Source organism: Streptomyces beijiangensis, assembly GCF_017315755.1.
GTDB lineage: Bacteria > Actinomycetota > Actinomycetes > Streptomycetales > Streptomycetaceae > Streptomyces > Streptomyces beijiangensis.
On the sequence record NZ_JAFLRJ010001060.1, the window covers coordinates 1 to 419 of the forward strand.

A 419-nucleotide genomic window follows, 5' to 3' on the forward strand; every position below is an offset into this window, starting at 1 on the left:
GCTCTACCGCACCGGCGACATCTGCCGACAGCGCCCGGACGGCGCGCTCGACTACGTCGGCCGACGCGACCGCCAGGTCAAGATCCGCGGCCAGCGCCTCGAACTCGACGAGGTCGAACGCGTCCTGGAATCAGCGCCCGGCGTCGCCGACTGCCACGTGGACGAGCACGACGGCCGCCTCCACGCCCTGGTCATGCCCGAGGGCCCGGACCTCGACGAAGCACCGGTCCGCGACCACCTGGCCAGTCACCTGCACGGCGCCATGCGGCCCCAGACACTCACCACCGTCGCCGAACTCCCGCGCACCCAGAACGACAAGACCGACCACTCTGCCGCGCTCACCGCCGTCGCCGAACCCCCGCGCACCCGGAACGACGACACCGACGACACCACCGAGCCCACCGAGACCACGAGACCGA

General features: G+C 71.8%; 1 protein-coding gene. It reads left to right on the top strand.

Annotated features, from left to right (window positions below):
• Positions 1-419, top strand: a 419-nt coding sequence (locus J0695_RS40535) for an AMP-binding enzyme (protein ID WP_443727127.1), incomplete at both ends; no start/stop codon positions are given.